The 24,431-nt window shown below is 42.7% G+C and carries 24 protein-coding genes and 2 pseudogenes; 14 read left to right on the forward strand and 12 right to left on the reverse strand.

Features of this window, described 5'->3' with window-relative positions; all coding sequences use genetic code 11:
* Nucleotides 1-347 precede the first annotated feature (347 nt).
* Both argZ and LC653_RS10855 read left to right on the forward strand, forming a co-directional pair.
* Nucleotides 348-2,459: a bifunctional arginine dihydrolase/ornithine cyclodeaminase gene (gene argZ, locus LC653_RS10850; protein WP_229494486.1), complete on the forward strand. Its 2,112-nt coding sequence runs from the start codon at nt 348-350 to the stop codon at nt 2,457-2,459.
* A 42-nt stretch (nt 2,460-2,501) separates the two neighbouring features.
* Nucleotides 2,502-3,017 carry a DUF2085 domain-containing protein gene (locus LC653_RS10855; protein ID WP_229494487.1) on the forward strand — a complete coding sequence of 172 codons (516 nt, stop codon included), beginning with the start codon at nt 2,502-2,504 and terminating at the stop codon, nt 3,015-3,017.
* A gap of 67 nt (nt 3,018-3,084) precedes the next feature.
* On the opposite strand, the gene LC653_RS10860 is transcribed toward LC653_RS10855, so the two are convergent.
* The 5 genes from LC653_RS10860 to LC653_RS10880 form a co-directional block, all read right to left on the reverse strand.
* A complete protein-coding gene (locus tag LC653_RS10860; protein WP_229494488.1) occupies nt 3,085-3,234 on the reverse strand; it encodes a hypothetical protein in 150 nt (49 codons plus the stop codon).
* Nucleotides 3,210-4,013: an Rpn family recombination-promoting nuclease/putative transposase gene (locus tag LC653_RS10865; protein WP_229494489.1), complete on the reverse strand. Its 804-nt coding sequence runs from the start codon at nt 4,011-4,013 to the stop codon at nt 3,210-3,212. The genes LC653_RS10860 and LC653_RS10865 overlap by 25 nt, the downstream gene beginning before the upstream one ends.
* Before the next feature lie 235 nt (nt 4,014-4,248).
* Nucleotides 4,249-4,455: a hypothetical protein gene (locus LC653_RS10870; protein WP_229494490.1), complete on the reverse strand. Its 207-nt coding sequence runs from the start codon at nt 4,453-4,455 to the stop codon at nt 4,249-4,251.
* A gap of 86 nt (nt 4,456-4,541) precedes the next feature.
* Nucleotides 4,542-5,414, reverse strand: coding sequence for an S-methyl-5'-thioadenosine phosphorylase (locus LC653_RS10875; protein ID WP_229494491.1), 873 nt, complete (start codon nt 5,412-5,414; stop codon nt 4,542-4,544).
* Nucleotides 5,415-5,736: 322 nt separating this feature from the next.
* The gene (locus LC653_RS10880; protein ID WP_229494492.1) at nt 5,737-6,066 is read right to left on the reverse strand and encodes a hypothetical protein; all 330 of its coding nucleotides are present in this window, start codon (nt 6,064-6,066) and stop codon (nt 5,737-5,739) included.
* Nucleotides 6,067-6,509: 443 nt separating this feature from the next.
* Between LC653_RS10880 and LC653_RS10885 the strand changes: the two genes are divergently transcribed.
* The gene (locus LC653_RS10885) at nt 6,510-7,634 is read left to right on the forward strand and encodes a metallophosphoesterase family protein (protein ID WP_229494493.1); all 1,125 of its coding nucleotides are present in this window, start codon (nt 6,510-6,512) and stop codon (nt 7,632-7,634) included.
* Nucleotides 7,635-7,809: 175 nt separating this feature from the next.
* Here the strand turns inward: LC653_RS10885 and LC653_RS10890 are convergent, their stop codons facing one another.
* The gene (locus tag LC653_RS10890; RefSeq protein WP_229494494.1) at nt 7,810-8,241 is read right to left on the reverse strand and encodes a nucleoside deaminase; all 432 of its coding nucleotides are present in this window, start codon (nt 8,239-8,241) and stop codon (nt 7,810-7,812) included.
* A gap of 15 nt (nt 8,242-8,256) precedes the next feature.
* Between LC653_RS10890 and LC653_RS10895 the strand changes: the two genes are divergently transcribed.
* A complete protein-coding gene (locus tag LC653_RS10895; RefSeq protein ID WP_229494495.1) occupies nt 8,257-9,180 on the forward strand; it encodes a nucleoside hydrolase in 924 nt (307 codons plus the stop codon).
* Between the two features lie 29 nt (nt 9,181-9,209).
* Here LC653_RS10895 and LC653_RS10900 read toward each other — a convergent pair whose 3' ends face one another.
* The 4 genes and pseudogenes from LC653_RS10900 to LC653_RS10915 form a co-directional block, all read right to left on the reverse strand.
* On the reverse strand, nt 9,210-9,470 hold the full coding sequence (locus LC653_RS10900) for a hypothetical protein (protein ID WP_229494496.1): 261 nt from the start codon (nt 9,468-9,470) through the stop codon (nt 9,210-9,212).
* 15 nt (nt 9,471-9,485) lie between these two features.
* Nucleotides 9,486-9,815 carry a flavoredoxin gene (locus tag LC653_RS10905; protein WP_229494497.1) on the reverse strand — a complete coding sequence of 110 codons (330 nt, stop codon included), beginning with the start codon at nt 9,813-9,815 and terminating at the stop codon, nt 9,486-9,488.
* 201 nt (nt 9,816-10,016) lie between these two features.
* Nucleotides 10,017-11,378, reverse strand: coding sequence for a toll/interleukin-1 receptor domain-containing protein (locus LC653_RS10910; RefSeq protein ID WP_229494498.1), 1,362 nt, complete (start codon nt 11,376-11,378; stop codon nt 10,017-10,019).
* A gap of 20 nt (nt 11,379-11,398) precedes the next feature.
* Nucleotides 11,399-11,950: pseudogene (locus LC653_RS10915) on the reverse strand (NUDIX hydrolase).
* 127 nt (nt 11,951-12,077) lie between these two features.
* Between LC653_RS10915 and LC653_RS10920 the strand changes: the two are divergent.
* The 6 genes from LC653_RS10920 to LC653_RS10945 all read left to right on the forward strand — a co-directional run bounded on the left by LC653_RS10920 (nt 12,078) and on the right by LC653_RS10945 (nt 18,543).
* Nucleotides 12,078-13,133: a dipeptide epimerase gene (locus tag LC653_RS10920; protein WP_229494499.1), complete on the forward strand. Its 1,056-nt coding sequence runs from the start codon at nt 12,078-12,080 to the stop codon at nt 13,131-13,133.
* Nucleotides 13,117-14,163 (forward strand): N-acetyltransferase DgcN family protein, encoded by a 1,047-nt coding sequence (locus LC653_RS10925; protein WP_229494500.1) that lies wholly within the window; start codon nt 13,117-13,119, stop codon nt 14,161-14,163. Before LC653_RS10920 ends, LC653_RS10925 begins: the two co-directional genes overlap by 17 nt.
* 509 nt (nt 14,164-14,672) lie before the next feature.
* The gene (gene psb34, locus LC653_RS10930) at nt 14,673-14,843 is read left to right on the forward strand and encodes a photosystem II assembly protein Psb34 (protein WP_229494501.1); all 171 of its coding nucleotides are present in this window, start codon (nt 14,673-14,675) and stop codon (nt 14,841-14,843) included.
* Between the two features lie 180 nt (nt 14,844-15,023).
* On the forward strand, nt 15,024-15,749 hold the full coding sequence (locus LC653_RS10935) for a Uma2 family endonuclease (RefSeq protein WP_229494502.1): 726 nt from the start codon (nt 15,024-15,026) through the stop codon (nt 15,747-15,749).
* A gap of 181 nt (nt 15,750-15,930) precedes the next feature.
* Nucleotides 15,931-17,565 carry a M48 family metallopeptidase gene (locus LC653_RS10940; protein WP_229494503.1) on the forward strand — a complete coding sequence of 545 codons (1,635 nt, stop codon included), beginning with the start codon at nt 15,931-15,933 and terminating at the stop codon, nt 17,563-17,565.
* Nucleotides 17,566-17,769: 204 nt separating this feature from the next.
* Nucleotides 17,770-18,543 (forward strand): COP23 domain-containing protein, encoded by a 774-nt coding sequence (locus tag LC653_RS10945; protein ID WP_229494504.1) that lies wholly within the window; start codon nt 17,770-17,772, stop codon nt 18,541-18,543.
* Nucleotides 18,544-19,684: 1,141 nt separating this feature from the next.
* On the opposite strand, the gene LC653_RS10950 is transcribed toward LC653_RS10945, so the two are convergent.
* Nucleotides 19,685-19,855, reverse strand: a complete 171-nt coding sequence (locus tag LC653_RS10950) for a PDDEXK family nuclease (protein WP_267923012.1) — start codon at nt 19,853-19,855, stop codon at nt 19,685-19,687.
* Nucleotides 19,856-20,160: 305 nt separating this feature from the next.
* Here LC653_RS10950 and LC653_RS10955 point away from each other — a divergent pair, with 305 nt between their 5' ends.
* The 3 genes from LC653_RS10955 to LC653_RS10965 are packed head-to-tail and all read left to right on the forward strand — an operon-like array spanning nt 20,161 to nt 23,186.
* Nucleotides 20,161-21,708, forward strand: a complete 1,548-nt coding sequence (locus LC653_RS10955; RefSeq protein ID WP_229494505.1) for an FAD-dependent monooxygenase family protein — start codon at nt 20,161-20,163, stop codon at nt 21,706-21,708.
* A 23-nt stretch (nt 21,709-21,731) separates the two neighbouring features.
* Entirely contained in the window at nt 21,732-22,436 is a 705-nt protein-coding gene (locus LC653_RS10960; protein ID WP_229494506.1) for an actin-binding WH2 domain-containing protein, read from the forward strand.
* 42 nt (nt 22,437-22,478) lie between these two features.
* Nucleotides 22,479-23,186, forward strand: a complete 708-nt coding sequence (locus tag LC653_RS10965) for an actin-binding WH2 domain-containing protein (protein WP_229494507.1) — start codon at nt 22,479-22,481, stop codon at nt 23,184-23,186.
* Between the two features lie 561 nt (nt 23,187-23,747).
* Here the strand turns inward: LC653_RS10965 and LC653_RS10970 are convergent.
* Nucleotides 23,748-23,936: pseudogene (locus LC653_RS10970) on the reverse strand (response regulator); the annotation flags it as partial.
* A 39-nt stretch (nt 23,937-23,975) separates the two neighbouring features.
* On the opposite strand from LC653_RS10970, the gene LC653_RS10975 reads away from it, so the two are divergent.
* The gene (locus tag LC653_RS10975; protein WP_229494508.1) at nt 23,976-24,380 is read left to right on the forward strand and encodes an NIL domain-containing protein; all 405 of its coding nucleotides are present in this window, start codon (nt 23,976-23,978) and stop codon (nt 24,378-24,380) included.
* Nucleotides 24,381-24,431: the final 51 nt, after the last annotated feature.

The following is a 24,431-nucleotide window of genomic DNA, read 5'->3' on the forward strand; positions in this document are numbered from 1 at the left end:
ATCGCCCCGTAGCGCAGGTATTTCTGATTCATTGCCAACCTGGCTGATTGCCCTGATGGAAGGGGGCAGGGGGCAGGGGGCAGGGGGCAGGGAGCAGGGGGCAGGGGGAGAATAACTAATGACTAATGACCAATGACTAATGACTAATGACTAATGACTAATGACTAATGACTAATGACTAATGACTAATTACCATCTTCCAGTAATAGAATTAGTAACGAACCCTTTGTAATGCCTTCAACTATCAAAAGATAGAAGCTCTAGTAGCAGATTTAACCGAATGTCAGTAAATCGAAAATCTGTATCCCAAATAGGCTTGTAGCATATAAAACGCTTGTAAGATTTTTATGACTTCCCGTATTCGCTTTTTGATGTGCCCTCCTGACCACTACGATGTAGACTATGTGATTAATCCTTGGATGGAAGGGAATATTCACAAGTCATCGCGCGATCGCGCCGTGGAACAGTGGCAGGGACTAAACCAGATCCTTAAACAACACGCCATTGTAGACTTAGTACCACCTGAAAAAGGTTGGCCAGATTTGGTTTTTACCGCCAACGCTGGCTTGGTACTGGGGAATAATGTCGTCCTCAGTCGCTTTTTGCACAAAGAACGTCAGGGAGAAGAGCCTTTCTTCAAACAATGGTTTGAGGCAAATGGTTATACAGTCAATGAACTTCCCAAAGATTTGCCCTTTGAGGGAGCAGGGGACGCACTGCTGGATCGAGAAGGACGCTGGTTATGGGCGGGATACGGTTTCCGCTCGGAATTAGATTCTCACCCTTATTTAGCTAAATGGCTGGATATTGAGGTGCTATCCCTGCGACTCATAGACGAACGTTTCTATCACTTGGATACCTGTTTTTGTCCCCTAGCAAATGGCTATTTGCTATACTATCCAGGCGCTTTTGATTCTTACTCCAACCGCTTAATCGAAATGCGAGTCGCACCCGAAAAGCGAATCGCACTTGAAGAGGCTGATGCAGTCAACTTCGCTTGTAATGCGGTGAATGTAGATAGCATCGTCATCATGAACAAGGCGAGTGATGCTTTAAAAACCCGCCTTGCAGATGCAGGTTTCCAAGTGTTGGAAACACCGCTTACCGAATTTCTCAAAGCTGGTGGTGCGGCTAAATGCTTAACTTTGCGGGTAACAGAACCAGTTAGAGATGAAATTCATGCCAATGTCTCGGTAGAAAGCCGCGTCATTCGCATGGAGGGACACTTGCTCGACGCAGGCTTAATTAACCGCGCTTTGGATTTGATTATAGACGCTGGGGGAAGCTTCAAAGTCCTGAATTTTAACTTGGGAGAACAGCGCCAAAGTACCTCAGCCGCCGAGGTTAGGGTATCAGCGCCATCCCATGAGGTGATGGAAGAGATCATCTCTCGGTTGATTGATTTGGGTGCTGTAGATTTACCCCATGATGAGCGAGACGCTATCTTGGAGCCGGTAATTCAAGATGGCGTTGCACCTGATGATTTCTACGTTAGTACAATTTATCCCACCGAAGTCCGAATTAATGCCCAGTGGATAAAGGTGGAAAATCAACGGATGGATGGCGCGATCGCAATTACCCAAACTGCCAATGGCTTCATCGCTCGGTGTAAAATACTACGGGATTTAAAAGTTGGCGAACAGGTAATTGTAGACGTGCTAGGTATCCGCACCATCCGTAAAACTGAATCGCGCGAACAACGCAGCACCCAAGAATTCAGCTTTATGTCGGCGGGGGTTTCCAGCGAACGGCGCGTGGAATTGGTTGTTGAACAAGTAGCTTGGGAATTGCGGAAAATCCGCGATGCTGGTGGTAAGGTAGTTGTCACGGCTGGGCCGGTGGTGATTCACACTGGTGGCGGCGAACACTTGGCGCAACTGGTTCGGGAAGGATACGTGCAAGCACTGCTGGGTGGTAATGCGATCGCAGTTCACGACATCGAGCAAAATATCATGGGTACTTCTTTGGGTGTAGACATGAAGCGGGGTGTCGCCGTGCATGGTGGACACCGCCATCACCTGAAGGTAATTAATAGTATCCGTCGTTATGGCAGCATTCCCAAAGCTGTGGAGGCGGGGGCAATTAAAAGTGGCGTGATGTATGAGTGTGTCCACAATAATGTGCCTTTTGTGCTTGCGGGATCGATTCGGGATGACGGGCCTTTGCCTGATACCGTAATGGATTTGATTCAAGCACAGGAGGAATATGCTAAACATCTAGAAGGTGCGGAGATGATTTTGATGCTGTCATCGATGCTGCACTCGATTGGCGTGGGAAATATGACTCCGGCTGGGGTGAAAATGGTGTGTGTGGATATTAATCCAGCTGTGGTGACTAAGTTAAGCGATCGCGGTTCTGTAGAATCGGTGGGTGTGGTGACAGATGTGGGATTATTCTTGAGTCTGTTGATTCAGCAGTTGGATAAGTTGACAAGTCCTTATGTTAATAAGGTAGGTTAAGAAGACGAACCGCAGAGGCGCAGAGGGCGCAGAGAAAGGGAGATGACAAGAGTAGCTTTCAGTGAATTGCAGGTTAATTGGGTTAGTTTGATTGCTGATTTCTTGTTGGTAGGGATGGTTTTTGGCCCGCCTATCGCTCCCTTTTTGGCTGCGTCTGGAGTGTCTTTGCTTCCTGGGATTGCGGACATCATTTATTTCATGGGTAATCATGTTTGTCCGCAACCAACTATGGGGTTAGATTTAGCACCACCGTTTATTATGGCTGTGTGTATGCGGTGCTACGGTACTGTGACGGGTTTGCTGATTACTCGTCTGTTGTATGGGGTAACTGGTGGTAAGGGATTTTACTGGTTGAATCAGTATGGCTGGAGTGGTGTGGCTTTAGCTAGTGTGCTGATGATGGCTTATCCTTTGGAATTAGCAGCACAGATTTTCAGTTTGTGGAGTTTTAATAACTATCTGGTTACGCCTTTTGGATTGATTACGGGTTTGGCGTGGGGATTGTTTACTATGCCGATTTTGCATGGGTGGCGGGGTGCTAATATTCAAGACGAATAAATTCGCCGTTGGCACTTCTTTGACGCATCTGTTACCAAGGGTAAAGACGGGGGGACGCAAAGAGATTTTAGTAATAAGCGATCGCCTGTATAATTTCAGATAATAGTGCCACAGCTACGCCCGTCGTAGCGATCGCTTTTGCTCTAATTTTAGAAACTATTCTGACTCGGAAAATTCCCCAATTCTGCTGTATTAACCTTGATTTTGCGCTAACCAAGCTTCTAAATCGGTTAAACTTGAAAAATCAAGTAAAGCCTCTGCTAAATCATCCAACTGTGTTGAGTCTAAAGCTTGAATTTTCAATAGCTGTGCAGGTGGAACAGTTCCGACTTTACGGCGAAGTTGTCGGATAACAATCGATAAAGCTTTTTCCTGCTGGATATCCTGATAAATTACAGACTCGCGCATAGCATCACTCCGTAATAACCTTTTAATCAGTTCCTTGTTTAATACTAACCCAGATAAGATTGCCGTTGACGCAGCAATATTATTTTGTGTTCGGGTATCGTTTATTTGCTCAATCGCTTCAGCAACCTGTTGTAATGTTCGCGTTTTATCCTCAGTTTGACTGAGGGTTGCGAACGGTAACAAACCAGGAGTATTTAAAAATATCTCGCTTGGTTGTTCCCAAAGACGAATGACTCCAAATTCATGACGGGTATTTTCTAAAACAAAAGCTGTTTGTTGGACTAATTCAGATGTGGTGGGTTGCAGGTAAATGACAACTTGATGCATCCGCTTTTGGGGAAATCTGCGATATACCCTTAACCGATAATCAGTCATCCGAAAGGGAATTTCGGCTTTTGCTTCGGTTTGAAATTCGATATGCAGAACAATTTCATCTGACTGTAACAGAATTAACGCATCTGCTCGAATCGGTTCGAGAGATAATTCTGATGGACTGAGTTGGGTAAGTGCAATAGATTCGCCAAGTAACCAGGTGGCGAAATCGGCTGAAAATGACTCTGCTAAAAAGCGACAGACGTTATCAAACATAGACAGGTATTATATCAGCGAGGTCTTGTCTGTCACAAAGAGATTTTAGTAGTGAGCGATATCTACGACGGGCTATTCGGCGTCGCCCGAACTTGAGATAAGGGACTTCCAAATAAAAAAATACTCAAAAATTTACGAAAAAGCTCTCTCCTCATTCCTCTGTGTTCTCTGTGTCTGGAGTGGTTCGTTTATATGGTGCGTCATTGAACAGCCCATCATAGCGATCGCTCTTGCTCTAATCTAAATACAGCATTTCATTAATTCGTAGCAAATTAAATTTTGCAATCCTCTGCAATGGCAATGCGTCGGCTGACAATGCCAATGTGTCGCCTGACAATGCCAATGTGTTGCCTGACAATGCCAATATGTTGCCTGACAATGGCATTGTGTCGGCTAACAATGCTAATGCGTTGCCTGACAATGCCAATGCGTTCCTCTGCATTAAAAACGCTACGCTTTTACGCAAAACTGTACTAAGAAACTACCTAAGCGTAGCTCGTTGTAAACATCCCTCATTCATCACCAACACTATAAATACTTCTGCAACAATAACCCTAACTTTTCCTTCGTCGCTGCTGGTGCTTTATCCAACTGAGTCAAAATCGCATACTGCAACGCCGAATGCGCCTCACTCGGTGGCGGATTTTCACTCAAGCGCCGCACAGTTTCTTGAATCACTTTTTGAGCATTCACAGCATTCCGCAGCAAATTGCCAATCACCAATTCCACTGTCACACTATCATGGTCTGGATGCCAACAATCGTAATCTGTCACCAGCGCTAAAGTTGCATAGGCAATTTCCGCTTCCCTGGCCAACTTCGCCTCTGGTAAATTCGTCATCCCAATGATTGTTGCACCCCAACTGCGGTAAAGATTCGATTCCGCCTTGGTGGAAAAAGCTGGCCCTTCCATGCACACATAAGTACCGCCGCGATGGAGAGTAACTTCTGGTAAATTGAGAGATGCGATCGCATCTGCCAACAAAAGAGCCAAGTTCTTACAAATTGGATCACCAAAGGCAATGTGAGCAACAATTCCCTCACCGAAAAACGTTGAAATCCGATTTTTCGTTCTGTCAATAAACTGATCTGGAACCACCATATCCAGTGGTTTCGCCTCTTCCTTCAAAGAACCCACAGCACTAGCCGAAATTAAATACTCCACACCCAATTGCTTCATCGCATAGATATTAGCGCGAAACGGTAACTCAGAGGGTAACAGCGTGTGATTGCGACCATGACGCGCCAAAAAAGCTACCCTTGTACCATCCAATGTCCCCAGAATCAAAGCATCTGATGGTGAACCAAAGGGAGTTTGAACATGCACCTCTTCTATATCTTTGAGCGCGTCCATTTTATACAGACCACTACCACCAATAATCCCAATACTAGCTTGAGCCATGATCCTGAATCTGTTCCTTGCTGATCTGCTAAGTTATTTTACCGAAAAGGGGAGTAGCAGAGAAGCCAACAAACAAAGCGATGTCTACGACGAGCTACGCTGACGCATTTCGTGCCGCTAACACTAGACCTCTTGCAAAAGTCCCCTAACACCCCACCCCTTAGCATCTACGGTGTACACACAAGTCGGAAAAACTTCATCTACCAAAGATTTGCAGTGAAGCAGCGCTCTTGGTAGGGTTTCCCTCCGCAGGCGACTGCACCAAGCCGAACGCGAGTGCGTCTCCGATAGGAGAAGGGTGCGTTACGCTGGCGTGACAAAGCTAAATTCTTGCAATCATGGCGGACGCATTTGTTATTTCGGCGAACGCATTTGTTATTTCGGCGAACGCATTTGTTATTTCGGCGAACGCATTTGTTATTTCGGCGAACGCATTTGTTATTTCGGCGAACGCATTTGTTATTTCGGCGAACGCATTTGTTACTTCGGCGAACGCATTTGTTACTTCGGCGAACGCATTTGTTACTTCGGCGAACGCATTTGTTATTTCGGCGATCGCATTTGTTACTTCGGCGAACGCATTTGTTACTTCGGCGAATGCATTTGTTACTTCGGCGAATGCATTTGTTACTTCGGCGTGTCTATAACGCACCCTACGAAACTACTAGAATTGAAACCTATGCTGGTCATACTTATGTGTACACCGTAGCCCGAAGAGCGGGGAGGCGAGACTTTGACGTAAGTCAAAGGCGGGGTGGGGTTCTTATTTTGGATTTATGCAAGAAGTCTACTATTAAATTATTACCCATTAATTGTCAGTTTACGCTAATTGAAGTTTTGTGGTTCGTTCCTTTACCCTTCAAACTTCGCTTGACGAACTGCTAGTGCAGGTTCTAGCTAGGGCAAATTTCTGGGTAAGTGTTTACTCTGGAGGTTATATTCAGCCTTGAAATTAATTGTCAGCATAACGTGTAATCTCTGCTCAATGTATACAAATGTTAAGTAAATGCACTCCCCAGCAGCGAAACAAAGCAAGCGTTATACTTTTGGGAAAAGGCTTGTTTTAACCTCTGCTTTTAACATTTTCATAAATCAATGGCTCTCAATTTTCGCTTTGCGGTAGTCAGCGACTTACACCTGGCACTCCCCCACACAATTTGGGATCATCCCAACCGATTCCACCTAGTAGAAGTCAGTATCTCGGCGTTTAAAAGTGTACTAGAACATTTAACACAACTCGATTTAGATTTCTTGTTGTTGCCAGGAGATTTAACCCAGCACGGTGAACCAGAGAACCACGCCTGGTTGCAACAATGTTTAGCCCAGCTACCTTTTCCCGTCTATGTTGTTCCTGGCAATCATGACGTTCCTGTGCTGTTGGCTGATCAGCAATCAATTGCTTTTGCGGATTTTCCCTACTATTACACTAAGTTTGGCTACGAAGATCCCCAGCAGATTTACTACAGTCGTCAGTTATTGCCTGGAGTTAAGCTAATTGGACTGAATTCTAACTCCTTTAATGACCAGGGGGAGCAGGTGGGGTGTTTAGATGCCAAACAGCTACGGTGGTTAGAAGAGGTGCTGGCGGCATCTGCTGATGAATTAGTTCTAGTGATGGTGCATCATAATGTAGTGGAGCATTTGCCCAATCAATCGAACCATCCACTAGCAAATCGGTACATGTTGTCCAATTCAGCAGAACTATTGCAGTTGCTAAGGCGCTATGGAGTCAAACTAGTATTTACAGGACATTTGCACGTTCAGGATATTGCTTACTCAGATGGAGTATATGATATTACCACTGGCTCTTTAGTGAGCTATCCTCACCCTTATCGGGTGCTAGAGTTTCATCGGGATAACCAAGGTAAAGAATCGTTGCAAATTATATCCCATCGGGTAGAGTCAGTGCCTGATTTCCCCGACTTGCAACAATCATCGCGGCAGTGGATGGGCGATCGCTCTTTCCCCTTCCTAATTAAGCTACTAACTCACTCTCCATTAAACTTACCATTATCACAGGCAAAAACATTAGCTCCTAGTTTGCGCGAGTTCTGGGCAACTATTGCCGATGGAGATGCAGTATTAGATTACCCCCACTTTCCGCTAGAAGTGAGGCGTTACATTCAGTCCTATGGTGCATTGGCGCAGCCCAACCCAGGTATGGCTACTAATGCAACTCTGACGCTGATTGATAATAACAGCACGCTTTTACTGGGTTAGGAGTGATGAGTGTCCGTGTGAAGGTAACTTTTTTGTCTCGGTTAAGAGGTTGGTGACTTTTTAGATAGCGATCGCTCTTACCATAATTCTCCTATCAAAACTCACCAAGACGCGGGCAACTCCTGTAAAGACGCGATTAATAGCGTCTCTCTTGTACAGACGCGATTAATCGCGTCTAATTACCGATATCTTCATTCCAAAGTTCCGGGTTAGTTTCAATAAACTCACTCATCATTTGTTCGCAATCGTCAAGATTAAGATCAATTACTTCCACACCGTGAGATACCATAAATTCTTTAGCACCAGGAAAAGTTCTGGATTCTCCGACGATGACTTTCTTAATGCCAAATTGTACCACTGCCCCAGCGCACAGGTAGCACGGCATTAAAGTTGAATAGAGTGTAGTACCTCTGTAGCTGCCAACTCTCCCAGCATTGCGGAGACAATCGATTTCCGCGTGAGTGACAGGATCTGCGTCTTGCACACGTTTATTGTGTCCTCTGCCGAGAATTTTGCTATCCTTGACGAGAACTGAACCAATGGGAATTCCACCTTCTTGTCTGCCTTGTTTTGCTTCTTGAATAGCAGCTTCCATAAACTCATCCATATTAATTCTCCTTTTATGACAAAACAACTAGTATTAATGGATCACGATGGCGGTGTAGATGATTATTTAGCAACTATGTTGCTGTTGACGATGGATCATATTGAACTCCTTGGTGTAGTCGTCACTCCAGCAGATTGCTACATTCAACCAGCTGTTAGCGCCACACGTAAAATTATAGATTTGATGGGATTTTCTCATATCCCGGTAGCAGAAAGCACTGTGCGCGGTATCAATCCATTTCCTACTCTCTATCGCCGTGATTCGTTTATCGTTGACCATCTCCCCATTCTCAATCAAAGCGAAACCATTACTACGCCCTTGGTTGCCGAAACAGGTCAAGATTTCATAATCAAGGTGTTGCGGGAGGCATCAGACCCCGTAACGTTGATGGTAACTGGCCCTTTGACCACAGTAGCAGTGGCTTTAGACAAAGCACCAGACATTGAAGCCAAGATTCACAAAATTGTGTGGATGGGGGGTGCGTTGAATGTCGGTGGTAATGTGGAAAAAAGTTTGGAAGCAGGACAAGATGGTTCTGCCGAATGGAATGTTTATTGGGATGCGGTTTCAGCAGCGCGGGTATGGCAAACCCAAATTGAAATTATTATGTGTCCTTTGGATTTAACTAACAATGTCCCAGTCACATCGGAGTTAGTATACAAAATGGGACGACAACGCCACTATCCCATCTCTGATTTAGCCGGACAATGTTATGCACTAGTTATCCCCCAAGATTATTATTTTTGGGATGTCTTAGCAACAGCTTATCTTGGACATCCAAACTTTTATCAGTTGCGCGAATGGGAAACAGAAATTATTACCACTGGTATTAGTCAAGGGCGTACTAAAGTAGTTTCTGGTGGTCGTAAAATATATGCAATGGATAAGGTAGATAAAGATGCTTTTTACGCTTACATTTTGCAACAATGGGCAAGATAAAAAACTAAAAAATTAGATGGCGTGGATACTCAAACTTGTACCTGCACAATAAAATCCTCAACTTGTCTGATTCGATCCCAATCAATGGCAGCAACCCACAACTTCTCCTCTTCAGAGAACTGCACCACTCCATCAACTTCCAAATCCTCGCTATATACCGTGAGTAATTGCCCATCTTGTAGCTCAATACTTTGATTCGCCAAGTCTTCGATTGTACCAATACAGTTCAAACGCAAACGCCCTTCAGCATCAGTATTATGAAAATCTGCAAAAACTCTAGGGGTAATCATTCTAGGTGATCCAAACTATAACTGCTGCTTTGCTGGATTTGGAACAGTAGGTGTAAGGAGTTGACTAACTTGCTGCGGGTTTAAACCCCTTAATGTTGCATGATTAGCACTTCTACCGGATGTTCGGATTACATCACTACCTGCTTGGCGAACCTCGCCAACTGTTGTTACACCAATCTGCCCATGAGGAATACTCGATGCCAACTCCGCTACTGACGATCCTACTGCACATTCCACAGAAATTCCTGTTATGCCACTGGGATGAGTAGCTATTCCACGTCGAATATCCTCTGGACGATTACGCCCTCCCCGAACTACCAATGCTTCATCTGGAATTATTGTCACAAGTGTAGTGTTTTTGATTAAAGATTAGAATTTGGCAGGTACTTCATGGATTGCATTGGATGCTACAAATTTAAAGAATAGTTAAGCTATGCGTAACTATAAGAATCCTAATCATTTATAATAAAAAGATAGCTGAAAAGCTTAAAAAATCGTACTTTTAATCTCCGTATTTTATCAAGTTTGAATTTGGATTTCCATCTGCTATTTAGGTGTCGCCATTAAGTAAAGAAGTTTGTCATTAAAATGAAGCTCCTGCAATTCAGGAGGTGGAGGAACAAGCGGTGGGCCTTCTATGATTACAGGAATAATTTCGGGGGAACGCAATCCATCAGATCCTTGTCGTTTAAGGGCATATAATACTTCTTTAAGCACCCACGGCGATTCTTTAGCAGCAGTAGACCAAAATAGTAGGAAGAGATCACACTCATCAATGTTGCGATAAAGTTCTTTTTCCCAACGATCGCCAGGTTCTAAATTAAGAATATCTTGAAAAATTGTAATGCCACTTACAGCGACTCCCTGAACCCTTTTAAGAACTTCTATCCGATCTTTAGAAGAATAAGAGACGAATGCTTTTCTATAATGTCTAGCGATATCTCCTACAAGTTGAGGATCTTTGGATGTAGAAGATGCAGAAGGAATAATCGATAGCTTGAATTTTAGATGACCAAGGGGAATTGTATTTTGGCTTACAGTAACAGTTCCAATTACTGTTTTCTGAATGATATCAGCAGGAACCGTTACTCCAAATTGAATAGAATCTGCTCTACCATTCCAACTCAACCGTTGAATCGGCTCGTCCACTTCTAGTTTTGGAATAAATAAGTTAAAAGTGAGTTCACTTCCCCGTTTAATAGGTACTCCTAAAGTTTTTGCTCCTAACTGTTTAGCTTCAGGATCAAATTGTTGAGCATACTGTTTGGCAAATTCAACTTGTTCAGGAAGATGAACAAAGACTTGGACGAGAAACATATCGTCTGGAGTTACACAAGAAGGACTGAACACACTACAATCGACCAAATCTTTCGTTATATCAGCAGGCTGTGAAGATCGTTCTTGAATAGTTGGGGTTTTTTGTAGCTGCGCTTTTAACTGCTTAATAACTTCTTCTTCAACCTTGATATCGCCGCCACCCCTACTTAACTCATTCACTGTAACAATAATATTATTTAATTCATTCACTCCAACAATATTTTTACTATTTGGTTCTACCTTTAAATCAATGGGTTTACCACTCAAACTAGCATCCGAAAATTCAGTTTTTTGAGGTTTTTTTATATCTCGCGGTGGTTGCGGTTTCTTCTTCTTCCAAGCAGATATTTCAATATAATTCTTACGGACAAACCATGTATCTTTGCCCTTGATAGAGTTTTTCAAGGTAATTCTGTAATATTCTTCCTCCTCAACATAAGAAATCACCTCCAAGACACTTTTGCCTCGAATGAGAACTTTTTCATCTTCAGCTAGTTCCGCTAACTCACTTGGATAAAGTTTTAGGAAAGTATCAGAAGTTACTGTAAAGACAAAGTTTGGAGATGTGGGAAATTTGCGAATAAACACCATAATAATTAACCTTTAGATTATTAATAAGTTAGAAAATTTAAACCTAAGAAGAGAGCCGCTACAGTTCCCGCCACAGAAACTTTACCTTGAATAATTTTTTATCAAACTAATTCTACAGGAATTAATAGAACTTCAATCTCTTCTGTAATATCTAGTTGTTGCTCTCCAACTTTGCTCACATTCTCTGCTAAAAATAAATGTATTTGATTAGTATCTTTACTCGGTTTATCATATAAAGTTGCGATTTTTCTAATTTTTTGAGGAATATAACCAGTCTCTTCTTTCAGTTCTCTAATTGCCGCTACTTCTGCATTCTCTTTTGTCGGGTCAAAATTACCTGCTGGCAGTTCTAAGAAAAATTCACCTACTGCATGTCTGTATTGCTGGACAAAAATTATTTCTTTGCTAGTAGTAATAGGTAAAACCATCGCAACGTCTGGTTTAAGACTGACAAAATAATCATCTATAATTTTACCATTGGGTAATTCTATTTCATCTTGCCTCACCTGACACCAAGGATGATCTAAAACCATTTTTGATTTCCAAATCTTCCATTTTTTTAAGTCGTTCATAAATAAAAATAATGTATAAAACCTTTAGTCATCAAGCAATGAATGTAAAAAAGTATAACAGATGCATCTGATCATCTAAACTTTGAACTTACACTAGCTTTTGCATAACATAATATGTATAACAAGTATGCAAATAAATATAAATTTATTTACAGTAAACAAAAGGTTTCCCTTGACTATTAGTCGGGGTACAACGGCACAGACAACTAATGTATGGGTGAGAATTTCACAAGATGGGATCGAAGGCTGGGGAGAAGCATCGCCATTCGGTGTGGGTAATCATCGGCAATCAACTGATACGATCAAAGACGCTCTAGAGCAAGTTGTGCCACTGTTGGAAGTATTCAGCCCCTTACAGCGACAGGAAATTGAGCAAGTTTTAACACAAAACCAGGTTCCTTCTGCTGCTAGAGCGGCGTTAGATATGGCAATGCACGACTGGTTGGGTAAGCGCGTAGGATTACCCTTGTGGCAAATTTGGGGACTCGATCGCAACCAAATAGTACCGACTTCTGTCACAATTGGGATTAATTCACCTGAAGGAGCCAAGGCTAGAGCGCGAGACTGGTTACAATTTACTGATGTCCGCCTTTTCAAGGTGAAGCTAGGTAGTCCAGATGGGATAGATGCAGATAAAAAAATGCTCTTAGCAGTACGAGAAGAAGCACCGGAACCAGAATTATTTGTTGATGCTAATGGGGGTTGGAGTTTAGAAGATGCGATCGCAATGTGCAATTGGCTAGCTAATTTAGGTATAAAATATGTAGAACAGCCATTGCCACGGGGGCAGGAAAAAAGTTTAGCAAAACTTAAAGAACACTCTCCCCTGCCCATCTTTATCGATGAAAGTTGCTTCACAAGCTCCGATATTCCCCATTTGGCAAACTACGTGGATGGTATCAATATCAAACTGATGAAATCAGGGGGACTAACCGAAGCAATGCGAATGGTACATACAGCGCGAGCATATCGGTTGCAAGTAATGTTCGGTTGCTATTCTGACAGTTCACTAGCTAATACAGCAGCATTACAGCTAGCGCCACTAGCTGATTATCTAGATTTAGACAGTCACCTCAATTTAGTCAATGATCCCTTTACGGGTGCATTGCTAATAAAAGAAGGGAGAGTTTTGCCAAACGATTTACCAGGCTTGGGGGTAGAACAGAGTGCGTCTATCACCTAATCAACGAGTAGCTATCTTGTTACATGAGGGAATTACTGGGCATCACGGCAAAACAGGGTTAGCAATTTTACGTTACAGTGAAGCCCCAATCGTAGCCGTAATCGATCGCGAGTGTGCTGGCAAATCCCTACCAGAATTAACAAATATCAAGCGTGATGTGCCTATAGTGGCATCGGTAGCCGCAGCCCTTGAATACAAGCCAGAAGTCTTAGTAATAGGCATTGCTCCAGGAGGTGGTGCTGTACCAGATGATTACTGGTTGGAAATTAAAGGCGCTCTAGAAGCTGGAATGTCGCTGTTAAATGGTTTACATACACCAATGGCGAACATACCAGAGTTAAATGCACTGCTCAAACCAGGACAAGTAATTTGGGATGTACGCAAAGAGCCGCCTAATATAAGTGTTGCTAGTGGAATGGCACGCACCCTTTCCTGTCGGCGGGTTTTGACAGTAGGAACCGACATGGCGATCGGTAAAATGTCAACTAGTCTAGAGTTACATTGGGCAGCAAAACAGCGAGGCTGGCCTTCTAAATTCCTCGCCACCGGTCAAACTGGGGTGATGTTAGAAGGGGACGGCGTGGCTTTAGATGCCGTGCGGGTAGACTTTGCCGCCGGTGCTGTGGAACAGATAGTTATGCGCTATGGCAAAAACTACGACATTTTGCACATTGAAGGACAAGGTTCACTGCTACACCCTGGTTCAACGGCAACCTTACCCCTAATCCGTGGTTCGCAACCAACCCACCTGCTGTTAGCACATCGCGCAGGACAAGTTCATGTACGTAATCATCCCCATGTACTAATTCCACCTTTACCAGAGGTGATTCGGCTTTATGAAACTGTTGCTAGTGCCGGTGGTGCTTTTGGAAGTGTTCCTGTAGTTGGTATAGCGCTGAACACAGCTCATCTAGATGAAGTTGCGGCTCAGGAAAGCATCGCTCAAACAATAGCAGAAACCGGGCTACCTTGCACCGATGTCGTCCGCTTTGATGCCAATGTGCTATTGGATGCAGTGATGAAAAATTAGATGTAGATTTTATTTCATCCAAAAATCATTGCAACAGATAGAGCGCTAAATTTGGTTACTAGTAGAGAAGCAAAATCGTTACGCTAACGTGTCTCTACCCTTTTATTTTGCGATTTAAAAAATTACGTAATATATGGCGCTTTCGGCGGCTGGAGCAGCTTCGCCTAAATCCCTTATGCCTCAATACAGTTCAGTTAGCGCCAAAAACCATAAACTGCGTAGGTTGGGGAGCCACTGCGCCCTTGCGGTTTCCCGACTTGTTCGCGCAGCGTCTCCCCTTGGGAGAAGCAAGTGGCGTTGGAGGAACGAAACCCAACCTACGACGCGGGTTTGTTGGGTAACACTTAAGTTCCACCCAACCTACGATTATCCTTAACCCAAGCGTATTGCCTTATGCCTGATAAGTAGTTTTTATAATAACCATAAAACTTTTTTTGTCAAGTTCTATTGACGTTTCGTAACAATATTGTTAAATTTAGTTACATAAACAAACAAAAAAGAAAAAAACTATGTACACCACAGTAAATGAAGACGGCATCCTCAATAACTACGCAGCTGAACCTAAGATGTACTACGCTGAGTACCCGGCAATTTGGGAACAACGTAAATATGTTTTACAGGCTGTTTTTGCGACTTTAATTGTCACAACTATAGTTTTGGTTGGTTTTAGCGTTAGCTAAGATTTTTTAGATTTCGGTATCGCTGTATCTCATCGTCATTCGTACCTCTCTCCCTTACCTCGGTTAGTTTCGCCGGGGTTTTTTGTTTGTTTTTTTATGTTGTGCGTTGGCTAACGGCGACATTGTAAAATAACTGCGATCGCCCATAAAATAAAGACAAATCAATAAAAAGGGGTGTTTATGACAACCCAACTCGGTGAAGCTAAATCTTCAACAGAACTGGTAATATCTTGGGAAGCGTTGCCCGCAGATTTTCACCTAGAGGATGAACCAGTGGAAAATACAGGTCAGCCACTATTAGCTGGTGCTTTGCGCGAAAGCCTAGAGATAAGTGGTTTCATCCAATTGCAGATGTTGATAGCCTCGAATTTTGGACTTTGTGCAACGATAAACGGGCAATTTGTAGCTAAAGCACCCGACTGGGTTTATGTGCCATCGGTAAATCAAGTTTTAGGAGAACGCAAAAGCTATACACCCAATTTAGATGGAGATATTCCGGCAATTGTGATGGAATTTCTATCTGATACTGAGGGTGGAGAATACTCTTTTAAGCGAACCTATCCACCAGGAAAATGGTTTTTTTATCAGCAGATTCTTCAAGTCCCAATTTACGTAATTTTTGACCCAAATGGCGGTTTGTTAGAATTTTACCAACTCGAAAACAGCCGCTACGAGTTAAAGCAACCGGATGAAAATGGTCGTCATTGGATTGATTCAATAGGTTTATTTCTGGGAACTTGGCAAGGAACAAAAGAAGCCAGAACTGGTTACTGGTTGCGCTGGTGGGATGAGGCAGGTAATTTGTTGCTTTGGGCAGTGGAACAAATTGAACAGGAACGCCAGCAAAAAGAACGGCTAATTGCCTATTTACAATCTCAAGGTATTGATCCAAATAATTTGCCTTAGGATATATAGACAAAATTTTTAAGTATTTGAGTGACTCAGTTTAAACAAATAAGTGCTGGGGTGCATCACCGAACAGTTCGCGGTTTGCATAGTGTCTCACAAAAAATACATCGCTATATGCGTATTTTGCTAATTCCTCATAAAATTTAAAAAAAAGCCTTTTGCATACGTGGGCGCAAGCATGAAACGAATCTGGAAGTCTTTACTGCCAGCCTGGAAGTGGATATTACTTTCAGCTGCTACATCAATTTTGATAATCCTGACGCAGCCAACTTCACCCCTTCTGGGACAAGAACCTGCTGCTTCTACCACTATTGAAACGACAAAGCCCAGTTCAGAAACAACTAAAGTCCAAAAGTTACGGGATGCGCTGCAACGTTCATCAACGCCAGAAGCACCAAAACCCACCCCTGAAGTTTCCGAACCGAAAAAGCCAGAGTCGTCACAGGAACCCCCACTCACTCCGGAAGAACTCACGCGTCAGCTAAAATTTATAGAAGCGGATAGACTTTATCTGGCGGGACAAATCCCAGAGGCAGAAAAAATTTACCGCGAAGTTAAGCAGCCTTTTGCTAAAACATCAGATAATCAACAGCGTAAAGCTGCCATACTCGATCCCACGCAACTATCCCCAGGAGGTAAAGTCTACTGGCGAGAATCAGAGGCGGGGATAGCACAAAAGTTGCAAACAAAAACTTTAGTACCCCTGCAACTATTAGTTGAGCAATATCCTGAATTTATCCCTGGTCATATCCGATATGCTGAAGTATTGAAACAATACGATCGCACTAAAGAAGCGTTAGATATATTAGAACGGGCTTCTTCGCTGTATCCAGATCAACCAGAATTAATTAAAGCTAGAATTACAGCCCTAGCTGCTGATAAAAAATGGATGGAAGCGTCCTTGGCGGCGCGTCAATTTGCTATTCTCAACCCTAAAGATCCCCAAGCGCCTGAGTTTACAAAACTAGCAGAGGAAAATCTGAACCGTTACAAATCTTATACACAAGGAGAAATTAGAGGCAATGTCATCGGTAATATTATTACAGGTGCTTTAGGTTACGCCGTCACTGGCAGTCTGCTTGGGCCGTTTTCTGCCCTTGACTCTACGATTATGCTGCTACAAGGTGAACAAGCCATAGGTGAGTCGGTGGCAAAGCAAGCAAAAAAACAACTGAGTGTAATTATAGACGAAGATATTTTGGCATACGTCAATGAAATTGGACAGAAATTGGCGAAGGTAGGAGGACGGGACGAGTTTAAATACGAATTCTTTGTGATTCCAGAGGAAAGCCTTAACGCCTTTGCATTACCTGGGGGTAAAATTTTTATTAATGCGGGTGCGATCGCTAAAACTAATTCCGAAGCAGAATTAGCTGGGTTAATCGGTCATGAATTATCCCATGTACTTTTATCCCACGGTTTTCAATTAGTCAGCCAAGGCAACCTGATTTCTAACGTTACCCAATATCTACCTCTGGGCGGCACTATCGGTCAACTGTTTGCACTAAGTTACGGCCGCGACATGGAACGTCAGGCAGATAATCTCGGCACACGCCTAATTGTTGCCACTGGCTACGCTGCTGATGGCTTGCGTAACTTAATGGTGACGCTAGAAAAACAACAAAAAAATGCTCCTCCTAGTTGGTTATCTTCGCACCCAGGCGGTAGTGAGCGAGTTAGTTATTTAGAAAACCTCATTACCCGTAGTAACTACAACCGTTACGCCTATGAAGGAGTGGCGCGTCATCTAGAAATTCAAGCACGGGTGAAAAAGCTACTCGAAGAGAAAAAAGCAAGAGAAGAAAAAAAATAGCGTTTTTGATGAATCAAAACATAGAATTATTCGTCACTTAAACTAAGCTGATGCGCGTCTAAAGTATATAAACACTGTTGATGGTCGTTAACTGTTGACTGTTGACGGGTTTTCAGTCATCAGTCATCAGTCATCAGGTAAATGTACAAATTAAATGCGTAACAGCTTATCAATTTCCCACCTATTTCTACTGGAGGATGATTTATGCCATCACAACTGCTTCGATTGATATCTTTGGGTAGTCTTGGCTTATCTTTGTGTCTGGGCAATTCCGTAGCAATGGCGCAATATGACTCTACTGGCGATGGCATTGTCGTACCAACAGTACCATCAGGCGGGTCATCAGTACCAATAGACACATCAACAGGTATACCACCTTCACCCTCATCTGACGGTACAACTCGCTTTACCTGTCAGACTTACAATGGTCAGTACACCGTTATGTATCAGCCACAAAGTCAACCAGGGCAATACTTCGCTTGGGCTGCGCCTGCGGCTTTGGGCGGTGGTTGGGACACACAAAGGCGTTGTACAGCAATTGCCAGTCGTTTAGAACTTTATCGCCCAGATGGCTTACAAGAACTCCAGACATCTGTAGAAAATAACGAAAATATTGTCTGCGTCACAACTGAGGTTAACCCAACCTGTAGAATTGTGCTGACAGTACCTCCTGGGAAAGATCCTGTTGTTATCCGCAATAGTATTTTTCAGAACTTGACTACTGCTGACAGTGGACAACAAACTATAGCCGTTAACACTTATGGCGATCGCAGTCGTGGAGGGAACGAATTATATAATTTAGGACGCACACTTCTAGGCAGTGGTAATAATCGGGTTAGTTCGTCTAGAGGTGGGATTAATCTGAAACCTTTCCTCGATCGCAAAGATGGTGGTACTGGGAACAATTTGCGGAGTGGAGTAGCAATTCGTCGTCAGTCACAGCCTAATGTTCGCTTAAAACCTGGTAATTTCCGCTAATATTTGAATTACTTAACAAGTCGGAACAATTTCGCCAAAACCAAAAGATATCGTTGTTTATGTCACGGCAATCCTAAAATACAGATTTACATTAAGGTGGGTAAACAGCCCACCTTATTTTATATGCGGTGAAAGACTTCTTGGGGTTTAGTAACTAAACGTGAGTTCGACGAACCTCTCCCTGCCTTGAACTAAAGTTCAAGTCTGTCCCTCTCCGAGTCGGAGAGGGACGGTTTTGCGTAGTAAAACCTTCTTAGAGGTTTTTTGATTGAGCAAATTGGGTAGATATTATATGAGCAATCGAATTCACGTTAACTAAGCAACCGGACATGATAAGGGAACTCCAAGAAATAAAAACAACCGCTTGAAGTTATTGACTGTTGACTGTTGACTGTTGACTGTGAACAGTGGGATATTTTTTTATTTGGAAGTCCCTAACTCCATTAATGAAAAATATCTAACCATTCCTGAATTACAAAGGTGAGCGTGTAGTAAAATTTGCTCACCTCCGTAAAGTGGAACAGTTCAGTAGTTACTGGTACTTTAAAAAAAGTGAACTGATTTACTACATCTGTGCCAACGCTTGAAAATTAATGGGCGTAAGCGTTGCCCTGCTGCCCGAAAGATTGCACTTCTATTAGTCCCGAAGCAATCACCATGTTGAAAGGGATATTTACAGGGTTAAGCTGAAAAACATCTAATTTGCATAACTGAATTAAACATAAGTCTTGTGGGGTGGGCATCTTGCCCGCCATAATTATGCAACTTAAATATAGAACAGCTTACCTGCGATCGCCTAACTGGTGGAAGCGGGCAATAAATTATTGCCTGCGATTTCTAAATTATCGTGAGTTCGACGAACCTCTCCCTGCCTTGAACTAAAGTTCAAGTCTGTCCCTCTCCGAGTCGGAGAGGGACGGTTTTGCGTAGTAAAACCAGGGAGAGGTCTTTTCATTGAGCTAATTCAATAAAAGGCGTTGCATAGTTGCGGGATGATTTTAATGGTTTTGTGGGATGGGCGTCTCGCCTGTCCCTTGTATTTTGGGGCGGGTAAGATACCCACCCCACAAGATTCATCCCTAGATTCAGCAACGCCCAATAAAAAATCCCTAAGCCGTTAATATCTGCTGCGCTGTCAGTGTTAACTCAGGAAAAGTCGGAGAAAAAATTTGCTGGTTTCATGCAAATCTGAGGCTGGAGGCATTTCTAGCAGTATCCCATCCTCAAGTTCATAGCGCTTGTCAGTGCCATCATCGTAGGTGAGATATTCCTTAAAAGTATACAGACCTTCTACAGGTTTTGTAGTGGACATATTCTTGTAATTCGTAATTCGTAGTTCGTAATTAAAAGTTCCATAAGCTATTACGCAGAAGAGATCCCCCAACCCCCGATAAATTGGGGGCATTCGATTCTAGTTCCCCGTTAAAAAGGGAGCAAAAGATTCTAGTTCCCCCCTTAAAAAGGCGGCATTCAATTCTAGTTCCCCCCTTTTTAAGGGGGGTTAGGGGGGATCTCTTTTGTCTAAGTCCTCTTCCAATTACGATTTATCTGGCCATGATCATATCTACTTTCTTCATTCTCAGGTAATTTTGGAATGTAGAGTTGAGTTTTTCCAAAATGTCTTTAACTGAAGAAATTCTTTCCCAATTACCGGGCGATGTTTTAGCAGGGTTACGTCAAAGCGATCGCATTCTAACATCTCTGCGCGAAAACTCCGCACCAGTACCAAGGTTAGTTAAAGAAAGTCAACAGCCTTTAGGTGTTGTAGACAACGATTTGCTTATCTGCGGTGGCACTTTGGGCATTTTAATTGGTTGCGCCTTAGCGGTGAAGGGACTGCGGGTGGCGTTGATGGAACGGGGTATTTTACAGGGGAGGGAACAAGAGTGGAATATTTCTCGCAAAGAATTAGATGTGTTTGTGGAATTAAACTTGCTGACTGAGGATGAATTAGAGAGTGCGATCGCAACTCAATATAACCCAGCACGAGTTAGTTTTGATGGCGGTACAGAAGTTTGGGTAGAGGATGTTTTGAATATCGGCGTAGATCCAGTTTATCTACTAGCTACTTTGAAAACCCGATTTCTCGCCACTGGTGGAAAGTTGTTAGAAAACACACCCTTTACTGAAGCGGTGATTCATCCAGATGGGGTGATGGTAAATAACCAATTTAAAACTCGGTTGTTAATCGACGCGATGGGACATCTTTCACCCATCACCCAACAAGCACGTCAAGGCAAAAAACCAGACGCACTGTGTTTGGTGGTAGGAAGTTGCGCCCAAGGTTTTCCAGAAAATAACTCAGGTGATTTAATATTATCATTTACACCTTTGCAAAATCAATGTCAGTACTTCTGGGAAGCTTTCCCAGCCAGGGATGGCAGAACAACTTACTTGTTTACTTACATGGATGCACATCCCGAACGTTTAAGTTTAGAAGCTCTATTTGAGGAATATCTGCGTCTTTTACCAGAATATCAGGGAGTGGAGTTGAACAAACTGAAATTTCAGCGATCGCTATTTGGTTTCTTTCCTACCTATCGCCAAAGCCCCATCAAAACCCCTTGGAGTCGCATTCTCCCAGCCGGAGATAGCAGTGGTAGTCAATCTCCTTTGAGTTTTGGAGGTTTTGGGGCAATGGTACGTCACCTGAAGCGTTTAACGTTTGGCATTTACGAAGCACTGGAAACAGAACAATTATCTGCAAAAGCCTTAGCACTGCTGCAACCCTATCAGCCAAGTTTGACTGTTACCTGGTTGTTTCAAAAGGCGATGAGTGTTGGTGTAAATCAGAAAATTGCCCCAGATCAAATTAACCAACTACTCTCGGCGGTATTTGAGGAAATGCAACAGTTGGGTACACCAGTGCTAAAACCATTTTTACAGGATATAGTGCAGTTTTCGGCACTAACACAAACACTGTTAAAAACTGGTTTAGATCATCCGGTATTGGTTGCCAAGATAATTCCGCAAGTAGGTTTGGCAAGTTTGTTAGATTGGATGTTACATTACAGTAATTTAGGTGTGTACACTGTCTTGTTTTGGCTAAGTCCAATGCTAGAAACATGGATTAAGAATCAACCAAAAGAACAACAATATTATTGGCGTCGTTTGATTGATGCCTGGAAATATGGTTCTGGCGGTGATTACTCAGATGAAACTTAGAATTTTAGCTGTGTGAGGATAACATGATTGAACGGAAATCTTTAGGAATCAAATACTTTGCGGTGCTGATTGGATTCCTGCGCGATCGCCAAGGATTTCTAGAAGAAGTTCGCCAAGGTACGAGATTACCAAATAAAATTATTTCTCTACTAGTTTGCAGTTCCTTATTTCTCGCCGCTTATGGCGGAATCATTGGTGCATACCATAGTTGGATGCAAGCTTTGTCTTCCGCCATTAAACTTCCAGCCCTTTATTTAATCACACTCCTAATTTGTATCCCAACGTTGTACTTTGCTAACATTGTTTTTGGTTCAAAGCGGACTTTTGGACAGCATTTAGCATTAGTCTTGACTGCTGTCTCAGTTACGAGTGTACTTTTATTCAGCTTTGCACCAATCACCCTGTTTTTCTTAATTACCACCAATAATTACCAATTTTTAATTCTGTTAAATGTATTCATATTTGCATTAACTGGATTTATTGGTATTTCGTCTTTATATCAAGCCACAAGTTTAGTTTTAGAACAAGATAATGAAGGTAGTAAGACACGCCAGAAAATTTTACAATTTTGGCTATTTCTTTACGCTTTTGTAGGGAGTCAGTTAGGATGGACTCTCAGACCATTTTTTGGCACGCCTGATTCTGTTTTTCAACTATTCCGCGAAAGAGAAGGTAATTTCTATTTGAGTGTGATTCAAGCTATTAGCTATCTCTTGGGAATCCGTTAATCAGTCATTAGTAATTACACAAAATATACAAGATATAAAAATATGCGGAACAAAGAAAAGTTCGGAATTCAACAATTTAGTGTTTTGGTTAATTTATTGCGCGATCGCCAGGCTTTCTTAGAAGAAATTCGTCAGGGAGTTCGATTACAAAATAAAATTAGTTCTCTGTTCGTATCTAGTTCCATTTTCTTTGCCATCTATGGCGCAATTATCGGTGCATCTAACAGTTGGGCACAGGCATTATCTGGTGCTATCAAACTCCCAGCATTTTATTTATTAACACTGATTATTTGTTTCCCAACTTTGTTCTTTTTTAACGTTTTGTTTGGTTCCCGGAGCAGTATTCAACAGCATTTCGTTGTGTTGCTCACATCTGTATCAGTGATTAGTGTGCTTTTATTCAGCTTGGCACCAGTTACACTATTTTTTCTGATCACTACACCCGATTCTTATCAATTTTTTAAACTTTTGAATGTATTAATTTTTGGCATTACAGGCATCTTTGGCGTTAAGTTCCTTTATGAAGGAATGCAATTACTTTCTCAACAAGATGAAGTTGGTAAAAAAACCCGCACCACTATTTTAAGATCCTGGTTATTGCTTTATGCCTTTGTTGGTATGCAGTTAGGATGGTTTCTCAGACCGTTTTTTGGTGCGCCTGACTCTAAATTTGAATTGTTTCGGGCAGTGAAAGGCAACTTCTATTTGGATATTGTAGCGGCGATTTCTGAAATTTTAGGTTTGCGTTAATCAAATACTAATTCAAATAATATTTGCGACACATCAATTATTTGTAAGGGCACAACAATGTTCATAGGTGTCAACTTAACGTAAAAGCTATGTCCCGCAAGGAACTGAACTTCCTTGGCTTTTAGCGGAAGTCTTCTGTTGATGACTAAATATAGCCAAAAATCTTTAGTCTACTTCAGTAGACTTTAGCTATCAGCCTTGAACTTTAGTTCGAGGCGGGTGAGGAAGCTAACAGTTAAGCTACTTTTAGCTTAAGTTGACACCAATGAACAATGTTGTGCCCCTACCCATCCAATACGGTTCGGTTAACGTGTTTAGTCCTCGAAGATCCCCCCAACCCCCCTTAAAAAGGGGGGCTTCTGACCCTCTTTTACCCCCTTTTTAAGGGGGTCGCCACAGGCGGGGGGATCTTATCCGAACCGTATTGCCTACCCATCTGTCGCATTCTTTTTTCAAATTGGTATAACCCAGATTCCGCAGGTGCGATCGTAAGCATTTCCAGCCAGAGGTTGGAAACGAGGTTTGAAAACCATACAAGTAGGGGCGTACAGATGTGCGCCTTTACTTTTCCAGACTCCAGCCCAACGCTACTGCGACTTCAGTAGCTAATTCTAGAGGATTGAATGGTTTAGCGATCGCACTGATCATTCCCATCTGGGTATAGCGATGGCGATCGGAAGCCTGGATTTTGGCAGTTAATAAAATCACCGGAATCGCTTTGGTTAACGGATTAGCTTGTAACTTTTCAAAGTAGATACGCTACAACAGAAAAAACCCTCTGCTAAACCTATGAAAAAAAGAGTAACGCTTACCTTCCCGAAACGCGCCGTACAAATGCCAGTGACTTACGTACTGGCCAAAGAGTTCAACGTTGCCGCCAATATTATCCGTGCCCAAGTTGCCCCAAATCAAATTGGCAAACTGGTAGTGGAACTATTGGGAGATATCGATCAATTAGATGCGGCGATCGAGTGGATGCGATCGCGCCATGTTAATGTTTCTTATACCTTAGGCGAAATTGCGATCGACGAGGATGTGTGTGTCCACTGTGGCTTGTGTACTGGGGTTTGTCCTACCGAAGCCCTCACCCTCCACCCAGAGACATACAAGCTCACATTCACGCGATCGCGTTGTATCGTCTGCGAACAGTGTATCCCCACCTGCCCTGTACAAGCAATCTCCACTAACCTTTAACAATCCAAAATCCAAAATCGTTCGACTGAGCCTAGCCGAAGTCTAAAATCC

The organism is Nostoc mirabile CHAB5784 (assembly GCF_020829645.1).
GTDB lineage: Bacteria > Cyanobacteriota > Cyanobacteriia > Cyanobacteriales > Nostocaceae > Nostoc > Nostoc mirabile.

What these genes read in the sequence shown, in the direction of transcription:
- LC653_RS10935 (WP_229494502.1), top strand. Translation starts at nt 15,024, where the DNA reads ATGACAACCCAACTCGGTGAAGCTAAATCTTCAACAGAACTGGTAATA.
- LC653_RS10900 (WP_229494496.1), bottom strand. Translation starts at nt 9,470, where the DNA reads ATGATTACCCCTAGAGTTTTTGCAGATTTTCATAATACTGATGCTGAA.
- LC653_RS10960 (WP_229494506.1), top strand. Translation starts at nt 21,732, where the DNA reads ATGATTGAACGGAAATCTTTAGGAATCAAATACTTTGCGGTGCTGATT.
- LC653_RS10855 (WP_229494487.1), top strand. Translation starts at nt 2,502, where the DNA reads ATGACAAGAGTAGCTTTCAGTGAATTGCAGGTTAATTGGGTTAGTTTG.
- LC653_RS10885 (WP_229494493.1), top strand. Translation starts at nt 6,510, where the DNA reads ATGGCTCTCAATTTTCGCTTTGCGGTAGTCAGCGACTTACACCTGGCA.
- LC653_RS10870 (WP_229494490.1), bottom strand. Translation starts at nt 4,455, where the DNA reads ATGCAGAGGAACGCATTGGCATTGTCAGGCAACGCATTAGCATTGTTA.
- LC653_RS10890 (WP_229494494.1), bottom strand. Translation starts at nt 8,241, where the DNA reads ATGGATGAGTTTATGGAAGCTGCTATTCAAGAAGCAAAACAAGGCAGA.
- LC653_RS10875 (WP_229494491.1), bottom strand. Translation starts at nt 5,414, where the DNA reads ATGGCTCAAGCTAGTATTGGGATTATTGGTGGTAGTGGTCTGTATAAA.
- LC653_RS10975 (WP_229494508.1), top strand. Translation starts at nt 23,976, where the DNA reads ATGAAAAAAAGAGTAACGCTTACCTTCCCGAAACGCGCCGTACAAATG.
- LC653_RS10940 (WP_229494503.1), top strand. Translation starts at nt 15,931, where the DNA reads ATGAAACGAATCTGGAAGTCTTTACTGCCAGCCTGGAAGTGGATATTA.
- LC653_RS10910 (WP_229494498.1), bottom strand. Translation starts at nt 11,378, where the DNA reads ATGGTGTTTATTCGCAAATTTCCCACATCTCCAAACTTTGTCTTTACA.
- LC653_RS10950 (WP_267923012.1), bottom strand. Translation starts at nt 19,855, where the DNA reads ATGTCCACTACAAAACCTGTAGAAGGTCTGTATACTTTTAAGGAATAT.
- psb34 (WP_229494501.1), top strand. Translation starts at nt 14,673, where the DNA reads ATGTACACCACAGTAAATGAAGACGGCATCCTCAATAACTACGCAGCT.
- LC653_RS10865 (WP_229494489.1), bottom strand. Translation starts at nt 4,013, where the DNA reads ATGTTTGATAACGTCTGTCGCTTTTTAGCAGAGTCATTTTCAGCCGAT.
- LC653_RS10965 (WP_229494507.1), top strand. Translation starts at nt 22,479, where the DNA reads ATGCGGAACAAAGAAAAGTTCGGAATTCAACAATTTAGTGTTTTGGTT.
- LC653_RS10895 (WP_229494495.1), top strand. Translation starts at nt 8,257, where the DNA reads ATGACAAAACAACTAGTATTAATGGATCACGATGGCGGTGTAGATGAT.
- LC653_RS10955 (WP_229494505.1), top strand. Translation starts at nt 20,161, where the DNA reads ATGTCTTTAACTGAAGAAATTCTTTCCCAATTACCGGGCGATGTTTTA.
- argZ (WP_229494486.1), top strand. Translation starts at nt 348, where the DNA reads ATGACTTCCCGTATTCGCTTTTTGATGTGCCCTCCTGACCACTACGAT.
- LC653_RS10945 (WP_229494504.1), top strand. Translation starts at nt 17,770, where the DNA reads ATGCCATCACAACTGCTTCGATTGATATCTTTGGGTAGTCTTGGCTTA.
- LC653_RS10920 (WP_229494499.1), top strand. Translation starts at nt 12,078, where the DNA reads ATGCAAATAAATATAAATTTATTTACAGTAAACAAAAGGTTTCCCTTG.